The 25,815-nt window shown below is 57.6% G+C and carries 18 protein-coding genes and 1 pseudogene; 10 read left to right on the top strand and 9 right to left on the bottom strand.

The annotated features are described in order from the left end of the window. Positions 1-192: 192 nt before the first annotated feature. Positions 193-2,229 carry a hybrid sensor histidine kinase/response regulator gene (locus GTP69_RS00240; RefSeq protein ID WP_161052995.1) on the top strand — a complete coding sequence of 679 codons (2,037 nt, stop codon included), beginning with the start codon at positions 193-195 and terminating at the stop codon, positions 2,227-2,229. 132 nt (positions 2,230-2,361) lie between these two features. On the opposite strand, the gene GTP69_RS00245 is transcribed toward GTP69_RS00240, so the two are convergent. Next, the gene (locus GTP69_RS00245; RefSeq protein WP_161052996.1) at positions 2,362-2,994 is read right to left on the bottom strand and encodes an RNA polymerase sigma factor; all 633 of its coding nucleotides are present in this window, start codon (positions 2,992-2,994) and stop codon (positions 2,362-2,364) included. Between the two features lie 1,473 nt (positions 2,995-4,467). Here GTP69_RS00245 and GTP69_RS00250 point away from each other — a divergent pair. From GTP69_RS00250 to GTP69_RS31790, 4 genes are all read left to right on the top strand, one after another. Further along, entirely contained in the window at positions 4,468-5,706 is a 1,239-nt protein-coding gene (locus tag GTP69_RS00250; protein WP_161052997.1) for a hypothetical protein, read from the top strand. Positions 5,707-5,919: 213 nt separating this feature from the next. Continuing rightward, positions 5,920-8,604, top strand: coding sequence for a TonB-dependent receptor (locus tag GTP69_RS00255; protein WP_161052998.1), 2,685 nt, complete (start codon positions 5,920-5,922; stop codon positions 8,602-8,604). After that, a complete protein-coding gene (locus tag GTP69_RS00260) occupies positions 8,601-9,710 on the top strand; it encodes a hypothetical protein (RefSeq protein ID WP_161052999.1) in 1,110 nt (369 codons plus the stop codon). The genes GTP69_RS00255 and GTP69_RS00260 overlap by 4 nt, the downstream gene beginning before the upstream one ends. Before the next feature lie 463 nt (positions 9,711-10,173). Further along, positions 10,174-10,440 (top strand): esterase-like activity of phytase family protein, encoded by a 267-nt coding sequence (locus GTP69_RS31790; RefSeq protein ID WP_161053447.1) that lies wholly within the window; start codon positions 10,174-10,176, stop codon positions 10,438-10,440. Here GTP69_RS31790 and GTP69_RS00275 read toward each other — a convergent pair. Together GTP69_RS00275 and GTP69_RS00280 are read right to left on the bottom strand one after the other, a co-directional pair. Further along, positions 10,437-13,124, bottom strand: coding sequence for a bifunctional diguanylate cyclase/phosphodiesterase (locus GTP69_RS00275; protein ID WP_229260737.1), 2,688 nt, complete (start codon positions 13,122-13,124; stop codon positions 10,437-10,439). The two genes, GTP69_RS31790 and GTP69_RS00275, sit on opposite strands and share 4 nt — an antisense overlap. 235 nt (positions 13,125-13,359) lie before the next feature. Further along, positions 13,360-14,091, bottom strand: a complete 732-nt coding sequence (locus GTP69_RS00280; protein ID WP_229260738.1) for an FRG domain-containing protein — start codon at positions 14,089-14,091, stop codon at positions 13,360-13,362. 328 nt (positions 14,092-14,419) lie between these two features. On the opposite strand from GTP69_RS00280, the gene GTP69_RS00285 reads away from it, so the two are divergent. Next, complete coding sequence (locus tag GTP69_RS00285; RefSeq protein ID WP_161053002.1) at positions 14,420-14,638, top strand: hypothetical protein; 219 nt, start codon at positions 14,420-14,422, stop codon at positions 14,636-14,638. On the opposite strand, the gene GTP69_RS00290 is transcribed toward GTP69_RS00285, so the two are convergent. Beyond that, positions 14,635-14,979 carry a hypothetical protein gene (locus tag GTP69_RS00290; RefSeq protein WP_161053003.1) on the bottom strand — a complete coding sequence of 115 codons (345 nt, stop codon included), beginning with the start codon at positions 14,977-14,979 and terminating at the stop codon, positions 14,635-14,637. The genes GTP69_RS00285 and GTP69_RS00290 overlap by 4 nt on opposite strands. Positions 14,980-16,017: 1,038 nt before the next feature. On the opposite strand from GTP69_RS00290, the gene GTP69_RS31675 reads away from it, so the two are divergent. Next, complete coding sequence (locus GTP69_RS31675) at positions 16,018-17,643, top strand: methyl-accepting chemotaxis protein (protein ID WP_161053004.1); 1,626 nt, start codon at positions 16,018-16,020, stop codon at positions 17,641-17,643. A 418-nt stretch (positions 17,644-18,061) separates the two neighbouring features. Here the strand turns inward: GTP69_RS31675 and GTP69_RS00300 are convergent, their stop codons facing one another. Both GTP69_RS00300 and GTP69_RS00305 read right to left on the bottom strand, forming a co-directional pair. Further along, entirely contained in the window at positions 18,062-18,484 is a 423-nt protein-coding gene (locus tag GTP69_RS00300; RefSeq protein WP_161053005.1) for a hypothetical protein, read from the bottom strand. A gap of 618 nt (positions 18,485-19,102) precedes the next feature. Beyond that, positions 19,103-19,351, bottom strand: a complete 249-nt coding sequence (locus GTP69_RS00305) for a hypothetical protein (protein ID WP_161053006.1) — start codon at positions 19,349-19,351, stop codon at positions 19,103-19,105. Positions 19,352-19,984: 633 nt separating this feature from the next. Here GTP69_RS00305 and GTP69_RS00310 point away from each other — a divergent pair. The 3 genes and pseudogenes from GTP69_RS00310 to GTP69_RS00320 form a co-directional block, all read left to right on the top strand. Continuing rightward, the gene (locus GTP69_RS00310; RefSeq protein ID WP_161053007.1) at positions 19,985-20,383 is read left to right on the top strand and encodes a porin; all 399 of its coding nucleotides are present in this window, start codon (positions 19,985-19,987) and stop codon (positions 20,381-20,383) included. A 130-nt stretch (positions 20,384-20,513) separates the two neighbouring features. After that, positions 20,514-21,815: a M20 metallopeptidase family protein gene (locus tag GTP69_RS00315; RefSeq protein ID WP_202424242.1), complete on the top strand. Its 1,302-nt coding sequence runs from the start codon at positions 20,514-20,516 to the stop codon at positions 21,813-21,815. Positions 21,816-22,088: 273 nt separating this feature from the next. After that, positions 22,089-22,463 (top strand): annotated as a pseudogene (locus GTP69_RS00320) (tyrosine-type recombinase/integrase); the annotation flags it as partial. 44 nt (positions 22,464-22,507) lie between these two features. On the opposite strand, the gene GTP69_RS00325 reads toward GTP69_RS00320, so the two are convergent. The 3 genes from GTP69_RS00325 to GTP69_RS00335 all read right to left on the bottom strand — a co-directional run bounded on the left by GTP69_RS00325 (position 22,508) and on the right by GTP69_RS00335 (position 25,667). Beyond that, positions 22,508-22,900: a helix-turn-helix transcriptional regulator gene (locus tag GTP69_RS00325; protein ID WP_308494401.1), complete on the bottom strand. Its 393-nt coding sequence runs from the start codon at positions 22,898-22,900 to the stop codon at positions 22,508-22,510. 222 nt (positions 22,901-23,122) lie between these two features. Beyond that, positions 23,123-23,743, bottom strand: a complete 621-nt coding sequence (locus GTP69_RS00330) for a response regulator transcription factor (RefSeq protein WP_161053450.1) — start codon at positions 23,741-23,743, stop codon at positions 23,123-23,125. Continuing rightward, complete coding sequence (locus tag GTP69_RS00335) at positions 23,736-25,667, bottom strand: sensor histidine kinase (protein WP_161053010.1); 1,932 nt, start codon at positions 25,665-25,667, stop codon at positions 23,736-23,738. Before GTP69_RS00335 ends, GTP69_RS00330 begins: the two co-directional genes overlap by 8 nt. Between the last annotated feature and the right edge of the window lie 148 nt (positions 25,668-25,815).

Consider the following 25,815-nt stretch of genomic DNA (forward strand, 5'->3'; position numbering starts at 1 on the left):
TATACAATTGAACTTTGTATATCTAATTTAGACACAAGGCAGGCGCCGTCTCGCCATCCGCGAGCTTGGCTTAGCACTGGAGGCCACTTAATGCCCGTCTGACGGGACATAACGGGCGCGTCGGTTGAACAGGCATCACCAGTGCAAGCAGATAGTGTTGGCTGATGGAGCGTATTACGACTAGTGGCGGACATGGAAACAAGCCGAACAAATTTCGCGTTTCTGAATGGCGGCAGCGAGGCGGGGCGGCAGATCGCCCGCGCCGACTGGTCGCAACATCCGATGGGTGCCGTCAGCAGCTGGACGCCGGCATGTCGCACGGCGCTCAGCATGGTACTGGATTCCGGTTTTCCGTCGTATGTCCTGTGGGGCCCTGAATTCTTTTTCTTCTACAACGATGCCTACGTGCCGATACTCGGCAGCAAAGCGGCGTTGGGGCAGGGCTTGCCGCTTGCGGAACTCTGGCACGAGATCCGCGACGAGGCGTGCCGGATCGCCACCACTGCTATGTCCGGTGAATCGACTTTTTTCACGGACCGGCCGTTTCTGCTGGAGCGGTTCGGTCCTCCGCAACTGGCGTATTTCACGTTTTCTTACAGTCCGATACGCGATGAGGGCGGAGAGGTGGTCGGGGTCTTGTGCACCATCGTTGAAACCACGGACACCGTCCTTGGCATGGCCAGGCTGCGCGAGAGCGAAGACCGTGTGCAGCTGTCCCTCGACGCGTCGGGCAATATTGGCACATGGTCCTGGTATCCGGAGACGAATGCCACGTTTGTTGATGAACGCTTCGCCCGACTGTTTCAGGTGGATGCCGCGTTGGCACAAAGTGGTACCGCGCTGGAGCGCTTTACCAACATGATTCACCCAGATGATCGCGAGCGCGTTCTCGCCGCCATCGGGCATTCCATCGCCACCGGCGAGTTATATGAAATTGACTACCGAATCCCCCAGCTATCGGGCAAGGTGGTGTGGGTCACCGCAAAAGGCAAGCTGTTTGAAGAGAAGGCGACCGGCGCCAAGCGGTTCGCCGGCGTCGCCGTAGATATCACGGAACAGCGCAATGCGCAGCAAAAATCGATGCGCATGGCTGAGCAGTTGGCGGCGGCGCATGAGCGCCAGACCGCATTCCTGGCCACGCTTGCGCATGAGTTGAGGAATCCCCTGGCGCCGATTCGCACTGGCCTGGAGTTGATGCGCATCGCCGGCGCCAATGCGCAAACCGTCGAGCGGCTGCGCGGCATGATGGACCGGCAGGTCAATCAACTGACGCATTTGATCGACGATTTGATGGACATTTCGCGCATCAATAATGGCAAGGTCGAATTAAAACTGGAGCGGATGGATATTGCCGAGGCGATCGCAGCAGCTGCCGAAACCAGCCTGCCACACATCGAGCAGGCGCGGCATCACTTGTCGACCCGCCTGCCGGCCGAAAAGTTGCCTGTCCACGCCGACCGCACCCGCCTGATTCAGATACTGAGCAATATCCTCACCAATGCCGCCAAATATACGCCGGCCGGTGGCCGCATCGACATTAGTGCCTGGCGCGACGGAACGGACGGCGTGGTCGCCATCAGCGACACCGGCATCGGCATACCTCAGGCGGCCCTGTCGGGCGTGTTCGACATGTTCACCCAGGTCGGCAGCGATACCGCACGCGCTCAGGGGGGGCTTGGGATCGGCCTGGCGCTTGTCCGGCAATTGCTGACGCTGCACGGCGGAACGGTTGCAGCGATTAGTCCCGGCGAAGGACTGGGAGCCACGTTTACCATCCGCTTGCCATTGATCGACGGCGCGCCCGCTTCTTGGGTGACCGGCACGCGACATAACCGGAACGTGGGGCACGCCGTTGCCGCACAGACCATACTGGTGGCCGACGATAACATTGATGCCGCTGAAACCCTGGCGGCGCTGTTACGTCTTCAGGGACACTTGGTACATGTGGCCACGGATGGCGTGCAGGCTAGCGAGCTGTTACACGCCGTGACGCCGACGATCGCGTTTCTCGACATCGGTATGCCTGGCAAAGACGGCCGTGCAGTCGCCCGCGAAGCGCGCCAGTCGCAGCGGCTAGCGCGGACTACGCTGGTGGCGCTGACCGGCTGGGGCATGGCCAACGATCGCGTGTTGTCCAAGATTGCCGGCTTCGATTTCCATTTGACCAAGCCCATCGCCATTGAGGACATCGAGCAAATCATCAAATCGGGATCGGGTGGCGAAGCTTAAGCGGGCGCGCATTCCGCTGCTGGCGTGGATTGTCGAATATCGAACACCGTGACACTCGTGGCGATGTGGCAAGTTGGTTCAGGTGCAGAAAATGAAGAGGGAAGCCGAGGACACTCTGCGGAGCGTTAAGGCCTAGAATCCATATCGGTTGCGCATCGTGTTCTCGCGGGCAGACCTGCACAAATCCACCAACGTTGAATTGCACGCGAGGCGTAGTCTGGCCCTGCGGATCAGCGTCTTGACGCTGCCCAGCGGCATATTGAGAGCGTCCGCAATTTCGCCATGGGACAGTTCTCGGTAATAATTTAAGACGATGACTTCTCTTTGTGCAGACGTCAAAAGTTCGATCGCAGAGTGAATCGCACGATTGTATACACCGGTCTCGTACAGCGATTCGGGCGTGGTGTCCTGCCGACCAGCTGCAGTCTCGTCGACCTCAAAAAAACTCAGCCAGCTGCCGGCTGTCTGGGCGCGCATGTAGTCAATCGCGCGGCTCCGGCATAACATCAGCAGCCACGTGAGCAGGCTACTTCGGCTTTCGTCAAACTTTTCTGAATTGATCCAGGCATAGAGAAAGACCTCCTGCACTATTTCCTCCGCGACATCCCTTTTTCTTAGCATGTGCAGTGCGTGGGAAAATATGGCAGTATGTGAAAATGCATAGACCGACTCGAATGAGAGTTGCGCGTCGCCATATTTTTTTGATGTGCAGGGTGCAGATCTGCTTTGCTGGCATGGACGTGCAGTGATCTGCGTGCTATTCATTTTTTAGCCCCTGACTGTGACGTAACGTTTCTTTCTTTTGTTAATCTATCTTTATGCGAATAATTTCTTTGTGAAATGGCGCACAAAGAAGCAATTGAGAAATTTTTCTGGCATTCATGCCACAAACGGCTGTCCACGTGTTCGTTTGCTCGAAGAATTGACCAACTCCGTTTGACCTGCCTTCCAGGTCCTGGCAACCGCCGCGCCGTGGCCGTATGCCCGTTGATAACCAAGCGGTCTCAAGTCCCCATGGATCTTCTTTAAATTGCGTCGCTGCTACGCGGTTTAGCCTTAAGGCTCCGGATATACGCGAGATGACGGGCATCGGAGGCGGCACCGCGATGCTTGAAACCTTCAACTTGTTTTATTGCAGTAGTATTCGTTATGTGAAGCAATTATCGTGGTGCCACCTAGCCGTCAACGAGCCAGTACCAGCTGTACGTGGACTCCGCGAATACGGCGAATAGCTCTTGCTGATACTGACCGAGTGCTGTGCAGATAATTGCCAGATGGTTGGGCAATCGCTTGGAATACACAACCGTGTCCTTGTCGTCGGAGAGGACGACAAAGCAGTTGTTGGAATGGAGGTCAATGCCACCAAATAACATGACGTCCTCCTCGATAAAGTTCGGATTCGTACCGTGACTTTATTCCTCGGCTCGGCCGAAGCGGCGGCGGCTAGATGATGATCAGGTTCCGTTGCAAATCGTCGGTAAGATGGGTCGATTTTCTGTGCAGCTTAACGTAGGGCAAGATAAAGAATATCGTTTTGGCGCTCTTCTATTAGCCTCTGGGTGTTGCCGACTGGCAGATACAACTCGAAACATCAGTCGCACGGGGTAAAGAAGTGTGTAGTCAGGGCGTAGTGGGGAGAGGGCGGTTTTGCCCTGGTGGAATTACTGGTGGAATTACTGGTGAATTGCTCAGCGGGAGCCGGCGACAGTCTCTTTCGTACCGCGACGATATTGAATGCGGCGGCTGTGGCGACAAACGCCGGCGTATCAAGTATCAGTTGGGCCGGGTCCGGCGTGCAGTCGCGGATCGGCGCGATCGAAGGCCGCCGACGCTCGTTCGGTATTGAGTTGGGCGCGACATGTAGATGAAGCCGTCAAAATTCAGCGCATCACTGAATACCGCAAGCGACTATTGTTGCGAGGTCGTGTGGCTACTGCCGCCGGCCGGCACGACTTGGCGCGACAGCTTTTACAGCGCCGCCAAGGTCAATTCAAGCACGCACAGCGCGGCACCTGATGCGAAACACTGCAGGTCCGATTCGGGCCCAGTAAAGTTCGCTGCAGCGGCATCCGGTCTTAAGGAGGCCAGGCGCAAGCGCGAGGCCCCTGCGAAACCCGATCGCTTTGCGTATATGTCAAACCCTGTCCTTGTCATGTGCTGGTCATCGTCAGCTGCTATATTGCGCCGATGAATACGGAATCCACTCCTCCGCCGGCAGAGAGACGGGCATTAGAGCGGGTGCTGGCCAGCGTTGAGTTTTCACGTAGCGAGCGGCTGTCGTCATTCCTTTCTTATGTATGCAATATGGCCCTGGCGCAATCGGGTCTGCGCCTTACCGAGCAGCATATCGGCGTGCACGTTTTTGGGCGGCCGGATAATTACGCACCAGCGGAAGACACCATCGTCCGAACTACCGCTGCCATGCTACGCAAACGGCTGACCAAGTATTACGAGGGTGAGGGCGTGGCGGACCCGATACGCATCGCCATTCCCCGTGGATCGTATAGCCCGTTATTCGTCAGCAACGAGGCACCATCTGAAGCGCGGACCGTCGCAGTGGACCAGGAGGCGGCTTCCACCGAGGCTATTCTTTCACCCAATTCACGCTCAACTACGGGCTGGCGTGATCTGTTTTCCATGCGTCCGTGGCGGAACGCCTTTGGCGCCTGCTTAGCCATCGTGTCAGTCTTGGTGGTCGGTGCGGTCGCCATGCCTGGCTGGTCGTCTGATCCAGTTGACGTCTTCTGGAAATCCCTGCTGCACACCAATCGAGAAACTTTGTTTGTTCCCGCCGATTCCGAATTGGTGATGCATCAGCAGGCGATTGGCCATCGCATCGTGCTGGGAGACTATATTGCCAAGCGTTTCGACACCACTGTTCCCGGCGACGGTGCTGCAGCGTCAACGCAGTTCCGCTGGCGACGCTACACCGGTGTTATCTCTGTGACGCTGGCGGTTGAATTGGGCAAGCTGACTGCTGGTGCGCCGCAAGCCCTGCGCGTTCGCTATGCGCGTGACATGCAGTTGAATGACCTTAAACATGCGAACGCGATCTTGGTTGGCACTGCCGACGCTAATCCTTGGGTTTCTCTGTTTCGTGAACGGTTAAATTATCATATCGACTGGGACCCATCGAGTCGAAAATCGCTGGTGCGCAATGATGCACCGTTGCGTGGCGAGCAGGCGCTGTACGAGTTTGGTGGCGCCGAACGTGAGAAGCATGGTTTCGCCATTCTCGCTTATACCCCCAACCTGAGTGCTGATGGCCATATCTTGATGGTGGGTGGTACCTCGTCGGTCGGCACCGAGGCTGCGGCAGATTTCCTGTTTAACCGTGAACGCATGCGTGAAGTACTGGTTAAAGCGATACGGCCGGACGGTAGTTTCCGGCCATTCGAAGTATTGCTACAGTGTGAACTACAGGCTTCCGGTAGCACCAATGTACGCGTGCTGGGCGTGCGTATTAAGTCAGTCTAACCCGTAACTTCCTGTACATCTCCCTCTTCATCCTCGACTTTTCACCGTGAAAACTGACGGCGAAAGCACTTTTTCTCATCCGGCACGTTGCTAAACTTTCTCGAACTCAACGTGCCGGAACAAGCCGGCCTTACTCATCACTTGGAGAAAGTAATGTGCAATCGAATTCGGTGGAACCGTAGGTATCGCTTGTTGCCGTTGGCGGCGGCTGTCATGGCCGCCATGCCGGCGGCGCGCGCGCAGGAGGGGCTGCCACCTGAAGCCGAAATACAGTCTATCGTGGTCAGCGGCTTCCACGCCGCCGAACGCGCCACCGTACAGTCTAAGAAAGCGACGCGCCAGATTATGGATGCGGTAAGCCAGGATGATATTGGCCAACTGCCCGACTTCAATATTGTCGAAGCGGCGCGCCGTATTCCCGGCCTGTCGGTCGTGGGTGGCGGCGATGCCACCAAGAATCGCGACATCTACCAGCGCGCCACCATTCGCGGTCTGGATAGTCGCTACAACCTGGTGACCGTCGATGGCGTGCCGATAGCCTCCGCCGACCAGACGTACCGCGGCGCGCGGTTGGAAATGCTGCCGGCCGGGTTGGTGTCGCAAATTCAGGCCATCAAGACGGTGACGGCGGAGTATGACCCGCACGCGCTCGGTGGACAGGTGAATTTAGTCAGCCGCAGCGCCTTCGCGATGAATCAAGATCGCTTCTTTGTCGCCAATGCGTTTGCTGGGCGTAACTCTACGGCCGGAAAGTTCCTGTCTGATGCGAAGACGTCTGGACGCGCTGATGCGACTGGCGCTGCCATCTTCGGTGACCGGCGCCAGTTCGGGGTGGTGGTTTCTGCCGAACTACAGCGCTTGCCATCGAGCGCATTCTCAGAATTACCAGGCGATACATCCGGCGCCGGTTGGACCTATTACACTGCGGCCGGTGCACGCACACCCTTCAAGAATTTGTCGGTGGACGGCAAGATCGCGCCGGTGCGCAGCCAGGATTTTGCCTTCGATAACTTGCGCGAGCGCGCCAGCCTGAACAGCAAGTTGGAATATCGCTTTGGCGAGCGCAGCCATCTGTCAGCGTTTGCAGGCTATTATGCCGACAAGGATACCGAAACCCGCTACGAAACGCTAACCAGTCCCGGGACGCCGCCTGCATCGGTTGGCGCGTCTGGAGGCCACTTTGCCAGCGGCGATGTGCAGCAGGGTTTTACGTATCAACCGGTCAAGCGCCGCACTAACTTGCTCACTCTCGACGGCTTGTTCGAGATGGGCGCCAGCAGCGAATTGGGTGTGACGGCGTCTTCCTCCAAGGCGACGTACCGCGAATACCGGCAAATGATCAAATATGACACCAATCCCAAGGCTGGCTCTGCCACCGCCCAGTACCTTCCGTCGCTGGCATATTCGTACGCGGTATCGGGAGGCATACCGCGTGTCACTTTCGACAATCCGATGGCGGCCACTGATCCAGCGTTGTACAAAGGGATGTACTGGCGTGACATCGACCGTGACCTGGACAACAAGGTAGATTTTCTGCGCGCCGATTACAAGCATAACTTCAAGCCCGGCGACCGTGGCTTCGGCTTCAACGCTGGCGTCAACCTAACCAAGACGACGCAATCCTGGGATGTACGTTTTAAAGAGTCGGTACCACGCGACGTCGCCGCGCAGCAAGCCATCGGTTCGCTCTCGCCGGTGCTCATTCCGTCTTCCTTCGCGACCTATGAGACACCGCAAGCACCATATCTGCTGCCGGACCGTCTGTTGGCTTCCCAGCTTACCAGTACGCTGGCATCCTCTTTTGTCGCGACCAACCAGTTGGCCAACAACTATGCTGATGACTACACCGACACAGAAAAAGTCAAAGCCGGATACATCCAGGGGATCTATCAGACCGACCGCTGGACTGCTCTTGCCGGCTTGCGGGAAGACCGCACGGATGTGCATGTCGAGGGGTACGATGCGCCAACCACTGCGGGCAGTGCGGCATATACCCGCTCATCGCGCAATGGCGACTATCGTTTTCTGCTGCCATCATTGCTTGTGACCTTTCAAGCCGACGGTGATCAACGCTTTAAGGGCGGTATCAGCAAGACCATCGGCCGACCTGACTTCGCCCAGTACGCGGCACGCAAGACCTTCTCGATCGGTACTGACGGCGGCCTGACTGTCAATCAGGGCAACCCGAACCTGGCCCCGCGAGAAGCCTGGAACTACGACCTGTCGTATGAATGGTATCTGCGTAGTGGCGGCCTGGTCTCGGCGGCGCTGTTCTACAAGGACATCAGCAATGAGATATTTACCGCCAGTGCGGTTGGCGCTGCAACCGATTATCTCGGCAAGACCTATTCGCAGGTAACGATTTCCCAGCCGTTAAACGCCGCCAAGGCCGGACTGAAAGGCGTCGAGCTTCAGTACGTTGCCGACCGCTTTACCTTCCTGCCACGCGCTTTGCGTGGCATCGGCTTCTCCGCCAATTTGACTTGGCTGAAAGGCTTCTTTAACCAGCCGATGAGCGCCGCCGCCATCGCCAACGGCAGTCCGGTATCGCGTCGTTCACCGGGCTTGATACATCAACCAGACTTTATCGCTAACGCCACGCTGTCTTATGCTGCAGGCCCGCTTGACGTCCGGCTGTCGTTTAACCGCATTGGTCGCGCGCTGGAATCGGTAGACCAGGATACAAGTGAGCGCGACCTGTACGCCATGGCGCGCAACCAGGTCGACCTGCAAGGTAGTTATCAGATAAGCCGCTCGCTACGAGCCGTGATCCAGGGGCAAAACCTGAACAAAGCGCCATTTATCGTGCGCCAGGGAGTTCACCGTGAACTGTTGAACAACTACTTCCCTGTCGGTCGTACCGTCTTTGTGGGACTGACGTACGAGGCCGATCTGTGAACACCATCATCCGCGTTATCGGGAGTCTGGCTTGTGCGGTAGTCATGGGAGCCATGGCGGCTGGCGAGCCGCAAGTTAAAGTAGTCCTGAAGTTCGTCAAACGCGGTGCCGTGCAGGCTTTGTCTCCGCTGGCGTTTGAGCAGCGCAGTTGCATTACCTGCCAACTGCTTGCCGATCCCGCATTCGATCGGGATAACCAGCGCGAGACTTTGGTGGCACTGTCGGTCCCAGCACGCCGCACGCTTGATCTACAGTTTCGCACCGCAGGCACCAGCGTCAAACGCGTGTTGCTGGAAAGTGGTGACCTCAAATTCGACGTGAAAGGCGACATGATCACTGTGCATATGCCGCCGGTGGCGCGCGACGCGGTGACTGCGGGGGAATTTGCCACACACATAGTCGAACCAGGCATGGTGTTGCGATTCGAGCATGCCGATCCGGCACGCCGCGCTGGCTTCTATGCCCAGGGGGATTTTCCTGCGTTGCAACGACGCGCTGCCGATAACCTGGAATTTGCTCAGCGGGAAGTGATACGACGCACCGGTCTGGGAGCGTATGTCGCGCATGAAAAATTGGGGGCGATACAGGTGATGGGATTCGACACCAATTTTCCGCACGGGCATACCGATGCGCCGCCGCATATACACATGCATTTACGCTGGCCGCTCAACGCAGGCACGCAGATTGGTCATTACTACATTGACGAGCAAGGTCTGTTGGCACGTAACGAGGTGGGGATTAAGGCTATCGGTGGTCGTGGACAAAACTTCGGGCGTGGTGAAATATTCACCACGCGCGATGTACAGGGGCGCCCGACCTACACCCATGAGATTACGAAACAGGGCTGGCTGAGACTGGGACGCGCCGATATGGATCCATGTCTGATCCGACCTGTGGGCAAAGGTTTCGACTCTGGCGCCATCGTTGAATGCCCGCAGCAGGAAATGGTGAGCGTCCATGTGCGGGACGATCTCGGAGCCGGTATTTTGCGTGTCACTGCGGGGAATGTGGAAGAGATATTCCGTTACGACATTGATACCGGCGAACTACTTTCAGATCCGTCACCTCCGCCGGCTACGGAGTCGAATTACTCTCCCCAATCATGATTTAGCTATGGCGCCGGGTGAGGTTGCGCTGGGGAGGGGAACTGCGCCGCACACCCGGCACTCTCGCTGGTGTTCCTGCAACGCTGACGCCGCTGGCAGCACTAATTTAATCTTATCCCCCTTCATCAGCCAGGACGTGGCCGATGGCGCGTACCGCGCAACAATCTCAGCTTCGAGGGACAGTTGATTGCTCCCGACGGCCAGTCACTGTGGCCGGGCGTGGAGGCACCGCAGCATCGTGACGGCCCGCTAGCCGCGCCGGAGCAGGGTGCAGTTTGCCGCTCTGCCCGATTCGATCGCGAGGGCGCAATGGGCGCATCCGATCGTGCGCTCGTGAGGCGTTCCGGCGACGCGGCGCTGCGGCGACAATGGTGAGTCCGAAATCCCGGTCGTCGATGCGTGGCATCTGCTGGTACTGGAGCGTTCCGCGGTGCAGGGCGCCGATTGACGCTTTGCCTTCGCCATTCGCCTGTACGTAGTCGACCTGGATCACGCCACCGGCATCCGCAGCGATTGGGGGGAAGGGGCCATTTATCAGCCGCCGACCAGACGGCTGTTGCTGGACTGGAGCACCATCGCGCTCGCCAAGATGGACAACCTGGCAGGTATGGGTTGGCGACTGCGGCTATCCAATAGTCACCGCAGCCCGGTATTGATTTCGGACGATAACCTCAGTCCTGATGAAGTGACGCAGCAACTGGCATGTGAGCTCTTGCCATGCGGTTCTTAGGCGACGGTTTGGGCAGGCTGGCCGGCTTGCGCCTGGCGCATCCAGTTGGCCATGTCCGGCGCCGGCATGGGGCGTGCGATGAAATATCCCTGTACCTCATTGCAGCCGAGTTCATCGAGGATGCGCCACTGGTCGGCAGTTTCCACGCCTTCTGCGACCACGCTCATGCCCAGTGCATGGGCCATCGATACGATGGCCTGGAAAAATACCCGACCCTCGGCCGAGAGTCCCAACTGGTAGGTGAACGCCTTATCGACTTTCAGCACATCCATTTTGAGCTTCTGCAGCTGTGACAGCGACGAGTAGCCGGTGCCAAAGTCATCCACATGCAACTTGACCCCGAGCTCGCGCAGGCCCGACAGCTGCGACAGGATGGATTCGTGTTCACCCAGCATGGCGGATTCGGTGATTTCGACTTCAATCAAGTTGGCTGGCAGTTGATGTTCTGTAAGCTGCGCAGCCAGATGGCGGTCGATGCCGCCCTGCAAAAACTGCTTGGGCGAGACATTGACCGAGATGGGTACCAAAGGCAGACCTTGTGCGCGCCACTGCGCCAGCTGGGCACATGCTTGCGTGATGACCAGTTCGCCGATCCGTGATATCAGTCCGCTCGACTCCGCCAGCGGGATGAAATCCAGCGGCGGAATAATGCCTTGTTCGGGGTGCATCCAGCGCACCAGCGCTTCCATACTGCACAACTGTCCGCTGTGGGTTGCGACGCGTGGCTGATAGTGCAGCTGCAACTGGTGGCGCTCGATGGCGTCGATCAGGTGTTGCTTGAGGCGGGTGCGCGATTTGATCTGCTCGTACAGCGCGGGATCGAAGAAGCGGTATTGGCCTTTGCCATCGGTTTTGCCGGCATACATGGCGATATCGCCATGCCGTATCAGCGTCTCTGCATCGGCGCCATCGCGCGGAAACACGCTGATGCCGATCGAGGCGCCGACCGACTGCTTTTCTCCGGCAATCATGAACGGCTGCGAGAACGCTTGCAGGATGCGCTCGGCCACGGCGGCGCTTTGGGCGTCGGAATCGGCGGGACTGATCACCACCACAAACTCGTCGCCGCCGAAGCGCACCACGCGATCGCTTGGACGCAGTAGCGATTTCAAGCGCGCGGCCGCCTGGCGCAGCAATTCGTCGCCTGCGGCATGACCCTGGGTGTCGTTGACGTGCTTGAATTCGTCGAGATCGATGAACAGCAAGGCCACGGCCAAGTCCGCAGCATGGGCCTGCGACAAGGTCTGTCTGAAAAATTCCTCCAGCCAGTGACGGTTCGGCAAGCCGGTCAGCGCATCTTCGTTGGCCATCCGTTGCAGTTCCGACTGATGACGGCGGCGTTCGCTGACATCGGTCAATGTGACCGCCAGGCCGTTGCCGACGCGTACCAGCCGCCGGTGGCACCAGTGGATGTTCAGCCTGTTATCGGCAGGCATCTCGCGCTCGTCCTCCAGAAAACCACTCGCCATTGCTGTCAGGTAGGTTTGCAGCAAGGACTCGGCAAACAGGTGATTCACCATCTTCGATACGCGCTGGCCGATCAAATCGGACCGGCTGACGCCAAAGAAGAAGGCGCCGCGTTCGTTGCAATCGACGATTTCAAAATCGTCGATTGTTCCTTCTTCATTGCGCAGTGCCATTGCCATATAGAAGCCGTCATTGGCGCTTTCAGTGGCGGTGCGGTAGGCGCGCCGGACTTCCTCTTCATCATGGCGGCGTTGCAGCGAGCGCAGCGTGAGTATGCGCGCCCAGGCGCCCAGGAACACCAGCAGCAGCGTCAGCAGCAAGGTATTTTGCATTCGGCTGAGGTTGGTGGCGTCGGCCGCGCTCATGATCTCGTGTTCTGCCAATCCGACGGCGGCGACCACGGGATAAGCGCGCGACTTGGCCCAGCCGAATATCCGCGCCTTGCCGTCGCTGAAGCTGCCGGCAGCGAGGAGGCCGTTGCCGTGATCCTCGGGCAGTGCAGGCTGGCCCAGCAGGAGTGAGGCCTCGTCTTGTGCATTGCCGCCGCCGTGCTGTTCTAGCCGCAGGGTGCCGCTTTCACTGAGCATGGCGACCATGCCATCCTGGCCCAACGTGCGGGCGCTGTACAACGAGGTGAAATAGTCTGACGCCACGGTCAGGATCACCACGCCGGCAAAGCTGTCGTCGGGACCGTCCAGGCGGCGGCTGAACTCAATCGCGTGTTGGATCGGATCGCGCTGCTGGAGCGGCACGTTGATGCTCAGTGAGGTCGAGTTATTGTTGCGATGAAAGCGGAAAAAATCCGTGCTGGCGATACCGCCCGGCGCAGGGCGCCGGCCGGTGGCGCTGATGATGCGGCCAGTGCTGTCGGCAATAGTGACGGCCAGGAATGCACGGTCAGTAAACATGCCATCCCGGTAGAGGTCGGCAATGTCGAGTTTGCCGCCAGATTGTTCCCAGCTCTGCTTGAGCTGCATGGTGATCTGGTCCATTTGCATGACCGAACGGGTGATGTACTGCTCGTATGCCTCGGCATAGGCGCTGGCGTCTTTGCGCGCCGCGAGGTGGGCGTTGCGGGTCTCGATGCTTGCCTTGAGCAAGCTGAAAACCCATAAGCCGATCGCCAGCAATATCGCTATCGCCGGCCATAACAGCGCGCGTCTGCTGTGGCGAACGGCGACCGCCATCACCTCATCATGCATTTGTTGGACGTCCATACAACGAGGCGAGCGAGCCGGAGACCAGCCTCGCATCCGAACGAAACCATATTATTGCGATCAAGACAGCCAGAATAATCATCAGCGCACTGTACACCGAAATTGTTGCAGGATTATTGCAAGCAATTTTTTATGGTTTATAGATAATGCTTTACCGCCTACGCGACTACCATTGCAGGTGGTCGCCAGGACGGTGAGGCGTGCGGGCTGACGCACAGCGGAGACAGGCGCCTTATCAGGTCGGCCACACCATTTCCAGCTCCATGCCGATGGAACGTGCCAAACCGTCGAGGTCAGGGAACAAGGTGGCGTTGGTGATGTTCATGCGGTACAGCGCTTTCATGGATTCCCCGCGCATGGCATGTGGCAACACAATCTTTTTAAGCAAGGACCTGCTTTCATCGTAATGCTGCAGGATTTCGTCGAGCGGTTTGTCTAACATGCCGGGGACGACCAGCGTGCCAGACTGCGCAACCAGGCGCCGGTCCATATCTGTGGGTTCGCCGACCCACACCACATTGTTGGTGTTGGGGAGGAACAGGCCGGCAAAGTTGCCCGAGGTGCGCGGGTCGATGTGGTCGCGCGTCATGTCGGGCTGCCCGACTGGCGTCGCGCTCCACAGGCGAGGCGTATCGAGCGCGTAGACTGCGGCATCGCGGCTGGACTGCTCCAGCGCAAAGAAAGCAGCAACAAACGGGGACTTTGTGAAGTCCAGCAGACGCGTCGGCGCACCATGGTGCTGCATCAGCGCCAAGCAGCGCAGATCATTGAGCAAGGCTTCGGGCTTGTCGAGGAAGTTATGCGCCTTGCGCCGGAAAATACGTATCGCGCGCTCCTCGCGCTGGCGCCAGCTAGCGCGGTCAGGCAAGTGCGCGTTCAGGTAACGCGATAAGGAAGTCAGCAGCGGCCAGCGCTGGTCTTGCTGACCACGAAACGCCCAACCGTCGAGTTGGGCTGAAAGAGTCATGAACTCGTTCCATGAATTAACGCAGATTTGTTCCATACACGATAGTCTAGCAGTGGCAGATGACCGGGGTGCTACGGTTGCAGGCAATGTGGTGCGGTGCCGGATATTTCCTACCGAAGCCACAGCGCGCACCGGCACCGGTAGCACCAACCGGCTGATCGACGGCGTGTGACAAGACAAATTTGTAGCGGCCCGCTGAATTGCAAAAGCTGATTGTCAGTAGCCAGTCACAATCCGCGCTTAAGCTATGTGTTATCGGTACGTTGTGTTCCCGGACAAGTCCTTTTCCATCTGTCCAGGCGTAGCGAGGTCATCAAGGATGTAGTCAATGAATAGTTCAAAAGGAAGTCAGGTTCAACAAATGATCGAGGAGGGGCTGAAGATTTTTCATGCGGAGGGCACGGCGCGTGCGTGGGTGTTCATGACATCCAATGCAGTGCCGCCCAGTATCGTTGCCGAGGTGCTCGCCGCTGCGGCAAAACTGCATGCGGCTTCGGCGCTTGGCCGGTCCGCTTCCAGTGTCCGGGACGGCGGGGAAGCGGGCTAACGCGCCGGGCGCAGTTGCGCTATTTCTGCCCGCGGAATGGCGCGCCGTTCAGGCTTTGCAACCGGCGCCAGTTCTTCTATCGATGCGCACGCGGCAACAAGCTTCAACGCCGCCAGTAGTTCGTCGAACTGAATTTCTGCTGCGAGGCGCAGTGCTTTTAGCGTGGTCGGCAGTTCGGTGACAAACTGGTCGTCAATGGTGAGCTCGCGCGCCCCATGCATGTGAAGCTCCCGGACCACGGACTCCTGGCTGCTGGTGCGTAGGATGAAGTGGCCGTCGATAGCAAGTTCCATCACAACCGCTCCGTCGAGGCGTGAAAACGATACGTTTGCTGAGTTCATAGCGACCTCTCGGTAAACCGTCAAAAAAAGGCAGGCAGGGGCGTGGCGATCTTCGGCCCACGGCTGCTCCGCGAAACCTTAACAGAAATCGCTCGACTGCGGACTCGCTGGCTGGATTTATTCAGCAGCCACTTTCGCGAATGCGGCCGTCATCGTTGAAAGAGTCCGGTTCAACAGGATGCAGGCTGCGTTCTTCAACAACGGCCTTGATCTCATACCCTAACGTCCCATGTCGCTTGTGCTCCAGCGCCAGGCGCACACCGTATTGCGCCCGGGGTAACTGGAACGTAGGCGATATGTCCCGTTGCAGGCGTTTCCGCCGCCGGCGTTGCTATCTTGCTTGCGATGGCTTTTTCCTGGCCTGAAGACAAGGCTTAGGTTTTCTTTATATGGTCGTTGCAAAAGCGACGGAATCTACTCCGGCGGTTACGCCCGCATGGCAACGCTATGCATGCCAGGCCGTGCTTGAGCAACCTCTTGAGCGACGTCAAACGCCCGTCACAATTCGGCGCTACGATGCAGTCCGGTTCGGGAGAACTGCAATTTGGCGCTAGGTAACGGGCGCTCTACCGGCGCAGACGGTCGGGAAATATACCTGCACCACATTCCCTAGCATGGCTGTTTGCCGAGCCCACTTTCCGTTCGCAGTCCCAGTCCAGGAGCACCCAATGAACTTTTCAACGTCGTCGCAGACCCAATTCAAATGCACTTACAGGTTTTGCGGGCGCGCGCTGCGCCGGGTAGCAATTGCGCCGGAATCAGCAGGCAGCAATTGGTTTTTTGTCTGTCCGGTGTGTGCGCACAAGTCAGCGCTTGTCAACCTGGGTGGCGATGGGTTACCCCATAGATTCTTGCAGCCTGATGTCGATGAGCATGGCCGACAAATCCTGGACCGCCATGCATTCAGTTGAGCGATGCGACTGGTGATGCTCAGCCGATTTCAACGTGGACAACATTATTTCATTAATGTAATTACGGTGAAATAATTGGTGAGTATTCTGAGCGCCTCCCTCGAAGGTTATAGGTCTGCCAGAAATCATGCTATCGCTTCCACTTAAAACGGGCCCAAGGGTCCTGTCTTCGTTCGCCATCGTGTTACTCGTGATGGTATGCATCACGGCGGTTGCATTGTGGCGCCTGCATGCCGCGAACGAGACCACCGAGTTTCTCGTCAATGACAAGCTCGCCAAACAGCAGCTTTCCGCAGACTGGCTGGGCGCTGCCAAGCTCAATGGCGTGCGGGCGCTCTCCATCGCGAAGAGCGACAGCCTGGAGGTGGGCGAATTCTTTCAAGCGCAACTTATCGAAGGCGACAAGCTGATTGCCACAACGGAAAGTCAGTTAGTGAGCCTGGCGCATACTCCGGAAGAGAATACGCTGCTAGGTTCAGCGACCGCGAAGGAAAAGGCGTATCTGGCAGTCCGTAAGGAAATTTTTGGCTTCAAGGAATTGGGAAAGACCCAGGAGGTCGAGCAAATGGCCGACACCACGTTCAAAGCCACGTTCGCCAGCTACACCACGGCGCTTGAGCAATTGCTGAGCTACCAAAGCAAGGAGGCGAAAGCACTTGCGGCGACCTCAGCTGGTCAGTATCGCAGCAGCCGCGCTACGCTGCTCAGCTTCGGCGCGCTGGCGCTAGCAGTGGGCGCCGCGTTGGCATGGTTTATTACACGCAGCATTGTGCTGCCGTTGCAGCACGCGGTGGATCTGGCGACACGCGTTTCCGAAGGCGACCTGCGTACGTTTGAGAAGCACCAACGGATGGATGAGATTGGCCAACTGCTCGACGCCTTACACAATATGACCACGCGCCTGGCCATCACGGTCAGGCAAGTGCGGGACGGCGCCCATACCATCGATGATGCATCGAAAGAACTGGCAGCGGGCAATCTGGACCTGTCGCGACGGACCGAACATCAAGCCGGTGCACTGGAAGAAACTGCCTCCTCAATGGAGGAGGTGACGTCGGCGGTGAAACACAACGCCGCCAGCGCGCGTACCGCCAACGAACTGGCCCGATCGGCGTCCGCCGTGGCGAGCAAGGGGGGGAGTGTGGTCGAGGAGGTGGTGCAGACCATGGATGAAATCAGTGCCTCCGCCAAAAAAATCGTCGATATCATTGCTGTCATCGACGGCATCGCGTTCCAGACCAATATCTTGGCGTTGAATGCGGCCGTGGAAGCTGCGCGCGCCGGTGAGCAGGGGCGCGGCTTCGCAGTGGTCGCAACCGAAGTCCGCAACCTCGCTCAGCGGTCGGCAACGGCGGCGAAGGAAATCAAAACGCTGATCAACGATTCCGCCAGCCGGATTGATGCCGGAACAACGTTGGCACACGCCGCCGGTGACACGATGTCGGAAATCGTGGCGAGCATCGCGCGGGTGACTTCAATCATGGCCGAAATAGGCTCAGCCAATTCGGAGCAAGAGGCCGGCATTCATGAAGTCAACAGCGCCATCAGCGATATCGATACGGTTACCCAGCAAAATGCCGCGCTGGTCGAAGAGGCGGCCGCCACGGCCGAGGCCATGCATAAGGAGGCCAGCACGCTTACGCAAGTGGTCAGCTTCTTCAAAATCGACGGTACGCAAGAACCAATTCTGCTTGCGGCGACGAGGCATCGCCAAGGCGGGTCAAGGCAACCGCAGCAAGCGCTGTCCGCCTAACAGACTGAATTCGGATGCTGATAGGCAGCCCAGTGGTGCAGGCTAAATTTCACTTCTCCTACCAGCGTGACTAGAGGAAGCAGCTGCGGTCTTTCCGACGGGGTTGGCGTGTTGGGTAGTCAGGAAATTCGCGTGTCGTCGGTTGTGCCGCATCCATGGTTCGGCCACAAATCGATGGAAAAGCTCGTCAAGTGCATCGTCGAGTTCCTGACGTTCGGGGTAGCATGCATTCGCCGCAGCGGTACCGGGACTGGAAGAAACGATGGCAGCAAAAGGTAGGGCGACATTACGTAGAACTCACGGCTTGGTGTGTCGTCACCGTCACGGGCTGGCAGCTGATGCCGCCATACTGGCCAGGCCCCGCCATCCCAAGCGACTGTCAAACGCCTGTTTGACGCCGGGTATGCTGCAGAAATTTCTAATGCGAGGCTGCGCAAATGTCGGCTAGCGCCATTCGCAAAGCGTTGCGGTCTGGTTGAATAATCGCATTCAGGTCGGGTGAAAACAGTTCGCACGTCAGCGTCTTCGCCAGCGTGCACACTAGCCCTTGGAATTGAATGCTGCTGTCGCGCAGGTCAAACCGTGCGACGACCGACGTCGTCGATGGGGTCTCTGAAATCAGGTCGATGCGGTTGCCATTTTCGGGGCCGAAGACCTGCCAGCGCTCCGCCAGCCGCCAGTGTCGCCCCAGATAGTGCTCCAGCAGCCGCCGCGCATGCTGCACGCTGTCTTCCGCCAAGATCGGTGGCTGCCAGCCATCATCCAAGATATCCGGTAGTTTTTCAATTCCTGCTGCGAGATACAAGTCAAACTGCCAAACTGCCATTCCGTCTGCCTTCACCGTACTGCTCCAATGCTACTTCCTGGTCGTCTTCCGGCTTGCGCCGGCAAGCTAGCCGAGGCGCCGACCAATCTCCCGGATGTCAAACGCCCGTCATAAACCAGCGCTAGGCTGTTCTCTCCGCTCCCTGAATGGCAGCGGGTCTCACGCGTCCCTCGTGCCGAGGATTACCTATGTACAGATGCATCTGCAAACGCTGAGGTCATCGTGTCAACCGCCTTTTCATCTTTCCGCTCAAGCTCGGCGAGCGTTGGGTTTTCGCCTGCCCGGCTTGCCAGCATAAAAACGACTTGCCGGTCTTTTCAGCACTCGGCCTGCGGGGGTTCGCGTCTGGAAAATGTCTGACTCCGCACATGCTTGCCGCCACCAGGAAATGGGCCGGTCGCATGGGCAAACCGCTTTCCCCTTCAGTGGCGCTATCGGCGAATTTTGCATCTGCCGCGAAGGCAGCAGTCGAACAACTGGCTAGGCAGTATGGTAGCTGGCGCCGCCACGGCGCATCAAGACGGCGTGGAGCATGCAGGCCCAGGTTGACCCCGCTGTGCACAAAATTACTGCCGGGTTAGTCGCAGCATCCCAAGTGTTCCTCGTGCCCCATGCGGCAATATTCGGTCACGATTACGTCATCATGGCGCGCGCAAAGACGAACGCATGTGGCTGGATGTCGCAGATATCGATGCTGGAAAATAGCAGGGGACCTTCACCGTCGGGGTCATCCCGGCGCCCGGTGATGTAACGGTCTTGCTTTACCACGAGGTTGGTAATCAAGCGGCCATCGCGCAGTTCCACGCTGACCAGCTGGTAGCCGGAATTCATCTCGATGCCCAGCTTGGGCGTGAGATAGTAAGGGATTTCTATTCTGGCCATTTCTCACTCCAGCGTGCCGCGCGAACGCTGCGGCAGTTATTCCATAAAAGCGCGTCTTAGCCACGGTGTCCTGCGGCGCAGCTTCGACTAAAAAAAACTGCCTCAAGCGAGGCAGAAAAATTCAATTGGGAGACATGCTTGCTAGTGTAGTCGCGGATGATGACGCAGGTATGACAGCGAAACAATTCATCAAGCGTCCTAATTCACGCAAGCGTGTCGGGCAGCTCCTTTAAGGGAAGGGTAAAACGAACTTCGTGCACGGCGTACATCGTCAATATCTCAGCGCCGTCCCTGCCTGTCTTGATCGATTCGATCTGGTTGTCAAGAACCCTGGTCAGCTGCAGCGCAAAGGGAATATTTCTGCTTACTGTTCGTTTACTGGCCGGATTGCCCCTGTCGAATTGACCTCTCCCCAGCTCCACGCGGACGGCGCGACCCTGTCGCAAAATTCCCCGAATCCCAATTCCTTTAATTCCTCATGGATCTGTTTGAGCGTGCGCCGCTGCTTGCGCGATCGCGCAGCCTCGGGTTTCCTGCTGGCCACTCCGATACGCCCGCGCGCGCATCCGTCAAATTCGCAGTTAGGTTCGAATGCCAGTTTATTGCAGATGGATTACCCCGTACGCCCGCGTGGTGGCCGGCATCGACTATACAAACAACATCATGAACTCCGGCTTGCAGGGCAGCCGGGTGCAGGTGGCGTCCAATCAATGGGGCACCTTGTGGTGGGGCCTGACCCTGAAGACGCCGCTGACCGACGGCTGGAACGGCGTCGCTCATCTGGAGATCGGTTTCGGCACCAATGACGGCCAGAGCAACAACAACAGCAGCCTGTTCAATCGCCGCTCCAACGTCGGTGTCTCGAATGAACAGTACGGCGAACTGACGGTGGGTAGGCAACTGATGCAACTATCCGTGAGCAAATCATCCGATCGGAATCATTCCAGTAACAGCATCTTCCTGGGTTTCATCGCAGCAAACTGCAGTTCATCTGATCGAGCTGCAGTTCATCGCAATTGGGTCGCGACGTGAATTGACGATGTGACATACTCGATTTGAATAGCCCGCCCCACATTACATGGAGAACGTCGGGGCAACATTTCAGGAATGACGTTCGAGGTCATCGACGCAATTTCACCCCACCATCATGAAACCGAGAACCATGAAGCGACTTTTAATAATTTTCTCAAGTGTCTGCGGACTGCTACTCGTCGGATGCCAATATAACCAAAGCCAGCGCACTAGCCCGGATGCGGTTGATTTGCAGACTGATGGCCTTTTCGAAAAGCTAGTCGCCGTGAGGCGAGATATCCACCAGCACCCTGAACTGGCGGGCGAGGAATCTCGAACTTCAGCGACAATCAGCGCGCACCTGCGAGAAATGGGTCTTGAAGTTCAGACTGGTCAGTTCGGCCACAGTGTTATCGGAATACTGCGAGGCGGGCATCCGGGAAAGACGGTTGCATGGCGAGCCGACCTTGATGCGCTTCCTGGCGAGTTCCGTGATCCCGCACTCTTTAGGTCGCAGAATCCCGGTGTTCATCATGCCTGCGGGCACGATATCCACATTGCAATCGCCCTAGGAATAGCCGAGGTTCTTGCGAAGCAGCGGCAGTTCTTGCATGGAACGGTTGTCTTCGTGTTTCAGTCGGAAGAGGAGACCTTCAAGGGCGCCAAGGGCCTGATCGATCGGGGCGTTTTCTCATCACTCATCCCGGATGAGATCTACGGCGTGCACGTGACGGCATTGCCTGTTGGGCAGATTGTGGTCAAGCCGAATGAAATGTTCGCATATCAGCGGCGAGTCAGCATCCGCCTGAAAAACGCATTGTCGAAGGCGGATATAGTGCAGTTGACGAAGAATGTGAACAGTGAGCTGTTTCGGAGCAGGGCTGGCGCAAAGCCTTGGGAGATTCAGAATATTGCCGATCCTGTGATCGGAGTGACGTCCCCGAATACTGCGTTTCAGGACTACCTGATCATGGATGCCACCTTTGATACTCGCACAGAAAACGACGAGCTAGTTCTGGAGTTCTATCTATATGAAACAAACGCATCGAAGCTGGAGGGAATCATTTCTAGCATCGAGCGCGTGATTGATGCCAGCGGCCACAAACGCAAACTGATCTCCGTGTCCTACGTGCAAAAGAATCTCACTGTGTTCAACGACGCCTCACTGACTCGCTTTGCCCTCCGCACACTGGAGCGAAGCAACCGAGTTGGCACGGTCAAGCCAGCTTTTGGACAGGCACCATTCTTCAATGATGACTTCGCCTACTTTCAGCAGAAAATTCCGGGTGTATACTTTTTCCTCGGCGGATCAAATGCCGAGAAAGGTCTCATTGCAATGAACCATGCTCCGGATTTTCAAGTAGATGAAGAAAGCATCCGAGTCGGAGTCAGGAGCTTCTCGTCCTTGATCATTGCGCGGCTAGGAATCGCTGACCACGCTGAGCGAGACTAGTGGCGCTGCGAGAAGCATAAGTGGCCGCTTTGCGGCGCTTACCACCATTTTGCGGGGGCTTCAATGATTAATGATGGATACGAACTGATTTGAACGGTTGGAAGACTTTGTATCCTCTGCGTGTTGATTTGCGAGAGATTATGACCCAACCTTAGGTATAGTTTTGTGGTGCCAGATGACCCATACGATTTGAGGCGTAAAGCATCCTGTCCATGTTTGCGGTGCAAAGGCGGGTCAATCATACCGGGTCGACTCTGCGCGCAAACGAACACTGAGCGGATGAAACGCCGAAATCCCCATCATGTGTATTTGTCGAGCCAGGCGTTAGAAATACTGTTGGCCTTGAAGATCTGCGCAGGCGGGTTAGATCTTATTTTCCCTTCCCGCTACGATCCCGATCAACCTATCTCGCACCTTACGCTCAATAGGATTGTGTATGCGGTGGAGGAGCAGGCATGGACGCATGATCGCCAGTTAGCGCCGTTCACCGACCAAGATCTGCGGCGTACCAAATCGACACTCTTGCACGACGCGGGCTTTAACAGTGACTGGATAGAAAAGTGCCTGGCGCATAAGCAGCGGGGCGTCAGATCTGTCTACAGCAAGGCGGAGTATGCGGTGCAGCGCTGTGACATGCTGCAGAAGTAGGCTGATATGATCGATGAGTGGGTAGGTGTGACGGCTTGACCTGACTATTTGGTACGCAAATCCGTCCGCGGCGCTTGAAGCTGACCTGCAGTTTGACGCCGGCGCTCGATCCATTGATCGACTTCCTGGAGGTCCCACGCGACATGGCGGGCACTGATCGCGAATCGCCGTGGGAGCTCTCGGCGTTTTCCATGTCGAGTATTGTCCTTTCCGAGAGGGGGGACCTTTTGTAATAGTTGTTTTCGGTTGATGAGTACCAAGCCGGGATGGTGGGCTGGGAACGGGCGGGCGGCTATTGGATCACGCGGGTTCGGGTCACCCTGTTGCATTATCGTATGCTTTACGATCAGGTCGTAGCATGGTTGTACGAGCTGGGCAAGTGCTCGTTCGCGCCGAATTCGGCACTGCGCACGATATACCGGTGCGGTCAGGTTCATTCTGGTCTGTTTTAAGTGACGTGTTCAGAGGCAGATCAGCACATCGGGACTGCTGCCGGTGGAACGGGCGGTCCTGCTCAAGCAAATTACACTGGGAAACGCTAAGTGCTTCTGTGTATATCACGGCGCGGCTCAAGCTGCACAGCGAAGCCCGCGCCGGCCCTGAATGGCGTCTGAGGCTCGCGTATCAATACACGATGCCGCTCTAGCGCCCGCGGGACGTCAGCGCGGGCGCAGCATGCGCAGGGTATTGACGACGGTGACCAGGTCGGAAATCGATTCGGCTCGCATCTTGCGCATCACGCTGGCCCGGTGCAACTTGATGGTGTGCTCCACCGTCCCCAGCGCGGCGGCGATCTGCTTGTTCAGACGGCCCTGTACCACCAGCTCCATCACTTCCGTTTCGCGTTTGGTCAGCAACGCCAGGCGCGATTCGATGTCGGCGACCACCGCGCGATCCTTCCGACGCTTGAAATTCAGCGTCAACGCCTGCTCGACAGCCGCCAACAGCACGTCTGCGTCTACCGGCTTGGTGAGGAAATCCGACGCGCCCAGCTTCATTGCGGCGACGCTGTTGGCAACATCACCGTTTCCGGTGAGGAAAATGACCGGCAGCAGCGAGCCTGCCTGCAGCAGATGCTGTTGCAGCTCGGAGCCCGGCATTTCCGGCATGGACAGGTCTAGCACCACGCAGCCAGACCGGTTCAGGTCGGCGCAGGCAAGAAACGCTCTTGGCGACGCAAATGCCTGTACCTCGTGGCGCGAGCCGTAAAACAGCCGTTCGATCGAGCGCAGGATGAACTCATCGTCATCGACCAGGAAAATACAATGGGGTTTAAACATAATGGTCAAGAGGCAAGGTAAATTCCACGGTCGCGCCGCACGCCTGGTTGGACTTGGCGGTGATCTCGCCGCCATGGGCCGCCACGATCTTTCTGCAGATGTTCAGCCCCAGTCCCATGCCGCCTTCCTTTGTAGTGAAGAACGCCGAGAAGATCTCATCCTGGCAATCGGTGGGGAAGCCGCAGCCGGTGTCGCTCACCGATAACAGCGCGTGACTGCCTCCCACGCTCCTGGCGGCCAAGGTAATGTTGCGCCGCTCCTCCGGCAAGTCCTTGACCGCATCGGTGGCGTTCATCACCAGGTTGACGATCACCTGCTGCAGCTGCACTGGGTCGCCGCGCACCTGCAGCCCGGCCTCGCATTCCTGCCGCAGGCGGATCTGGCGTCGCTTCAAGTCGTGCCTCAAAAGCTTGTGCACGGTCTGGAATTTCTCACACACAGCCACCCGTTCGACCGTGCGCTCGCCCGGCAGCAGCAGGCGCCGCACGTGAGTGATGATGCTGGTCGCCACTTTTGCCTGATGGGTAATGTCCAGCATGATCTCCAGGTGCCTGGCAGGATCGAAGCGCCGGTCTTTGATCATCCTTTCCGCCGCCTGGCTATTGTTCAGGATGGAGTTAAGCGGCTGGGCCAGTTCGTGCGTGAGCGTGCCTGTCATCTCTCCGGCCAACGTAATGCGGCCAAGGTGCAGCACTTTCAACTCATTCTCCCGCATGGCGGTGCGCCAGCTCTGCACTGAATGCGCGATCGAAAAACCCAGCGCAACCACGGTGAACATGCTGGTCTCGGCCAGATAGTAATTCCGTTCCAGCAGCATCTGGCAAACACACGCCTTGTATAGGCTGAGCAGCTTGAACGTCAGCGCTAAGCCCATCGGCAAAAAAGCGATAAAGAAAAACATCGCGTCCACATTGCGACGAATGCACAACTTGATTCCGATGACCACCAACAGCATGGTATTCATCAAAATCAGCGTCGAGCTGACCATGTAGGCCAGCGAATAGCCGATCAACAGCACCAGCGGTACCGACGCCAGCACCGCGCAGATGAGAACATCGTAAATTTTCAGAAGCACACCAGGCGCGCTGCCCGACAAGCGCAGGAAGCGCCGCGCAAAAAGATAAAAAACCGCTGCAGCGAGGGCGAAGAAAATCAGGACCAGCGCGTTGTTCACGGCTGTGTACGATCTCAGCATCAGCTCCGCGCTGACACCGTGGTACACCACGCTGGTGGCAGTGAATAGCAACAGGAACAGCGAGAACCACAAGTAGATCTTTTCCGTGGTGAGGCAATACAGGAAGAACGCACACACCCAAAACGCCAGCAGCGCGCCTAAATACATGCCCATCCATAGTTTGCGCTGCGACTGCTGGACAAAAAACTGATCGGCCATCATCAAGGTCAGCGCGGTGGATTCCAGCACGCCGTCGTGGGAGGCCAGCCGTATATACAGCGTAAGCCGCTCACCGGCCTGCAGTGTCAACGGCAGCGACAGCGTGTAATGGCGCTGATACCGGAAGTCGAAGGCGCGCCGGTCGCCGCTGAGGACAGTCTGCCTCACCCGGCCGCTGGCATCGACCACATGCCAGTCGACATAGTCCTGCAGCGCCGTGCGCATGTCCAGCACCACCTCTTTGGACTGCGCACCGGAATTGCTGAGTCCTAGTCGCAGCCACCAAGCGGACTTGGTGAAGCCGAAATGCGGCGAACGGCCGCTCACATAGCTCCAGCCGCCAGTGTTGCGTACTTCGGTCAGTCCCTGCGATCCGGAAGGGTCCGGCAACAACTCATAGCGCAGCACCAACCCGAGTTGCTCTTCCCGCGCCACGTCGTGGTCCACATTGCCCGCTCTCGCTTGATCGCACATCAATAACATCAGCAACGCGGCCAGTAAGGCAGCGCCGCAAAAACGCAGCATGAGCATTGGTAATTCCTGTCAACGAGGTGCGGCGATAGTACCGGCCGCATGAACATAGATCAATAGAACCATGGTGTAGTAGTTCGCACCGGAATGCCCGCGTAAGCTGCCCCCACGATTTCCAAATGGAAATACCAACGATATTTTTTACAAT

Source organism: Duganella levis (genome assembly GCF_009857605.1).
Classification (GTDB): domain Bacteria; phylum Pseudomonadota; class Gammaproteobacteria; order Burkholderiales; family Burkholderiaceae_D; genus Rugamonas; species Rugamonas levis.